At 47.2% G+C, this 4519-nt stretch carries 2 protein-coding genes; both read right to left on the bottom strand.

All coding sequences use genetic code 11. The features are described 5' to 3' along the window. The coding region (locus V7D75_RS06305) for a hypothetical protein (protein WP_333613865.1) at positions 1-3815 on the bottom strand (3815 nt) is incomplete at its 3' end. 120 nt (positions 3816-3935) lie between these two features. Continuing rightward, the coding region (locus V7D75_RS06300; RefSeq protein WP_333613864.1) for an autotransporter assembly complex protein TamA at positions 3936-4519 on the bottom strand (584 nt) is incomplete at its 5' end.

The raw sequence follows: 4519 nt of genomic DNA, 5'->3' as shown, positions 1-4519 counted from the left end.
AAACCACCTGCCATAGTGATATTGCCTTCGAGCACGCGCATACCGGGGAAGAAAGGCTTAAACACTGCCAAATTCAGCTCATTGAGCACCAGCGCACCCGAGATAGGTTTCGGTGTTTTGTAAGGGTCAACGATAACCTCAGCATAGCCACGCGCACCGCGACCAGTATTAATGTCCGTGCGCAGTTTGATGCCTTCAGGGACCGACAAAGCAATGACCGACACACGCTTATAAGGCAAGGTAACCGGCTGACTATCGCCATCTTGCATCAAGCCGATTTTGCCGTTGTCAGAATACAGCGTGGTATTGATCGTCGGCGGACGACCACGTTGCCAACCGACGATGGCTTTACCATTAATTTTCGCTTGCCAATCGATATCTTTGGGTAAAAAGACCGAGAATAGCGAAGTATCCAAGTTTTGTACCGCTAAATTGACTTGACCTGCCGCTGGTGAAGCAATGAGATTCTCACGCAAACACAGCTTGCCCGTTTGGTCGGTCGCCTGCCAACAGTGGGCGGCAAGCTGCACTTTTAAGTCGGTAGAGTTATTACCCTGCTTTTTGGGCAAATTGACAATTAATTGTGCAGGTTGTAGTTGGTTTAACGTCGCATATTTTGATTTGATACGCCCTTTACCAATCACGCCTGACCAACTGAGCTTATCGCGATTAAAGCCACCCTTGAGTCGAGCGGCGATAGCAAGTTCATCATTTGCCACTTCAAGATTGACCACATGCGCCTGCTCAGTGCCATTAAAAGTGGCATTGACCTTTTTAAAGCTCTGACCTGCCGCATCCAAACCTTCGGCGCTAATAATAAGCTGGCTTGGGCTATTGGCCAAATTGACCAGCTTACCGCGGATACGTCCTTGACGCAAAATAAAGCCCGGTAGCGCTAGTCGCTCACCAACCAAGTCAATATAAATCGTGGGCAGCGCCTGTCCTGCCGGCTGCGACAAGGTTGCGCCGCCCGTCACTTTACCAGCAAGCTTATCTGAGAGCTGGTCAAGACTGGTGATATTAATCTTAGCTTGTAGCTGCTTAGCATTGCCATTGGCAGTAAGATAATTGTCGCCCCAACGTAGCACCAAATTATTGGCATTTAAACTATCGATTAGCGCATTAACTTGTTGATACTGTGCCTGTGCATCCTGTGCTTGTAAGCGTTTAAAATAACTACTTAAGTCTTTTGGTAGGCGCAGCTTCGCCGCCAGACTACCTTTGGCACTGAGTGGCTGGCCTTTTAGCACGCCACTTAGGTTAACTTGTTTGATATTAACGATTTGCTGATTGTCACCCCAGCGCCCATCGGTATCAATAGTGCCAGTGATGGTACTTGGGATATCTTTAAAGAAATAACCCAAGTTAAAGCGATTCATCACCGCCTTGACATCCCAAGCGATACCTTTACGCACGTCAACCGTACCATTGGCATCGATACTACCTGCGGCGCCAACATGGCGGAAACGCTTGATACGAATCAGCTGCGCGTCACCACTGGCGTCAATGCTAAGTTTACCGGCTGGCAGTTGCTCAGCATCTAATACACCATCGAATTTCACCGCGAAGTTTTTCAGCTTACCCTTTGCGTTAGCATTAGCTTGGTTCTTTGGCGGCGTTTGCCACACGCCGCTGGTTTTTAAATCACCGGTGATAATGGCGGCATTATTGGGTAAAAAATAGCCAAGGTTAAATTTGTCAAAGCGGCCATCGACTGTCCAGCCAATGTTTTGACGTAAGTCAATGACACCGTTCGCTTTTACCGCGCCGGCTTCACCGTTATAGTTGAGTTTACGAATACGAATCAATTTTGGTGTACCAGCAGCATCAATCGATAAGCTGCCCTTTGGTACGTCAGCGGTATCAATATGACCATCAAAACGAGCATCAAAAACCGACAGCTCGCCGCCGATAATATCGACGCTGGCATCACCGCTGCCTGTGATACCAATAGCGCGGCTATCTTGACTGGCATCAAGGTTTGCTTTTAAATCGGTATTAGTAAAGCTAATAATATGGCGCTGACCTTTGATGCGGTTTTTACTGATATTGAGCATGCGCCCGCGCGCATTGATACGTCCTGTTAGGCGCTCAAGCGGTAAGTCACTACGATATTTTTTGGGTAATAAGCCATTGGTACGCGCGTCAATTTGCCACGTTAGCGGGCGTTTTTTACTGGCCAGTTGAATCTGCCCTGTACCAGATAGGTCGCCTACTATACCTTTGTAATTAAGATGGTTGATATTAATCACGTCACCAGCTTTACGCACGCGCACATCGTAGTTGCCTTTAGGGGCGGCATTTAACTCATTAATCACCGCTTTGCCATCGACCGATAAATTCGAGCCGCGAATAATGACGTTCGCTTTTCCGCTTGGACTGTCGACATTACCGATATTTGGCAGATTGCGGCGTACCAGATTTTGCCACTTGGCATCGATATACCAAGGCGTGACTTGCTTAGCATTGGCGCTGCGACCACGAGCAGGCGTTTTGCCGCGCACGATATTGGCATTGAGATGCTCGCCATCGCGCTGACGCAAATCTGCATCCATCTCTAGATTGCCATTTTTATTTTTATGCTGATAATGTACCGATAAACGACCATTGAGCTTTTGCGGCGCATAGGGTTTAAAGTCGGCATATTCATCTGGAATCGCCTGTCGAATATTAAAATTACTGCCTGTGGCGCGGACTACCGCATCAAAACTCTCTTTCCAGTCCAAAATACCTTGCAATGTCAAATTGCCTGCTGGTACTTGCGCATCCAAACGATCAACGCGCAGCTGACTGTTGGCGATAATACCGCGACCTTGATAGTGACCCGATGGGATATCTTTGGCGGTCAGCTCGGTATTGATACGCAGACGTATCTCCGAGATGACGCCCGACGCGGTCGCCATGCCGCTTTTTAGGTGGATATTTTGGCTATCGGCATAAGGAATTAAAATATCGTCCCATTTAAGTTTCGCTTGAAACGGCGAACCTTCATCTAAGCCTTGCACCACAAAATCACCGCTGACATCGCTGTCGTTATAACGGCTACGTACTTTACCAACGGTACGTTTTAGCGTACCGGTTGCGGTGATATTTAAAGGGTCGATATAGGCTTTTTCTAACGCACTTACCTCGACAATTCCGCTCAAATCTAAAGGATAGTCGCCTTGTAAATCTGCCTGACCTTTTAAAGCACTGACTTTTACAATATCCGCATACTGTAATTTACCGCGCCCGACGTTCACCACGCTACCAACCCACGTCAAATCTCGCGCTTCGATATCATGCACGACGATAGGGTCTTTAGTGACTTGTTTATAAATAATGGTTTTTATTTTTGCTTGATCAAAGCGCAAATTGACTGGCAAGCTAAGCGTTCGATAATCAAACGGCTCGCCCGTAGGTGGCTTATTATTGATAATCTCAATGGTTTGAATGTCGGCATCGCGTAGATGCACTTCTTTGGCAAATACCGCGCGCCAGCCTATTTTGACATAAGCTTTATCGACCAATATCTCAAGGTCTTCAGTGGCGTTGATATCGATATCACTGACCCAAATACCATCGCGCAGATTACCCCGACCGTATTTAAACTTAACCCCCGTCTCAGCACTGATTTTTTCTAAAATGAATTTTGTGCCTGACTCAGTACCGACCGCATATAAAAATATGGCGAACATAATCGCCAGTACAATCAAAATAAGAACCGTTAATTTGAGCAAAAAAGACAGGGGAAACCAACGTCTAACAGCGCGGGCATCGCGCTGTGCTGGATCTTCATCCGAGGGCTTATTTGGCGGGGTATTTTTGGTCAACATGACACTCAGCTATGTTAAAGAAGGATTACCAGCAAACGCTAGAATGAAAAATAAGGCGGTTTTTGCGTTTTTATCAAGACTGCTATAAGCACTGGTGTTAGGCGTGCTTATAGCAGCCATTTATAAAGGAGACCCGATAAACAGATGCAGTCTAACAGGGATGCTATCTTCCGTCACGCCAGCGGCAACATCGACACGTACCACACCCACCGGCGACGCCCAGCGGATACCGACGCCGACGCCAACTTTGGTATCGGTTTCAAAATCTTTGTCATAGGCATTACCAACATCGGTAAAGACTGCGCCGCGGAAACCTGGTCTAAACTCATAGTTATATTCCGCACTGCCGACTGCCAGGATTTGTCCGCCGGTGAGATAGCCTTTCTCAATCGGTGATAGGCTTTCGTAATCATAACCGCGAATACTTTGATCGCCGCCAGCAAAGAAGCGCAGTTTATAAGGCACTTCGTAAAAATCATCCGCCCAGATATAACCGGTATTTAAACTGCCCAGCACTTGGTGTTTATCGTCAGCTCCGAAGCTATAAAGACCGCTCACACCCGCGCGTAAAATTGCCATATCGGTATCACTTAGCAGACTTTCTGAACCTGCTTCAAGCGCATAATACTGACGGAACCCGCGAGTAGGATTGGCAGCATTATCGACGTCTGTCTTGCTCATGCCATAACCAAATAACAAAGCGT

The organism is Psychrobacter sp. (assembly GCF_036731945.1).
In the GTDB taxonomy this organism is placed as follows: Bacteria; Pseudomonadota; Gammaproteobacteria; order Pseudomonadales; family Moraxellaceae; genus Psychrobacter.
This window is presented reverse-complemented; position numbering and strand designations above follow the sequence as displayed.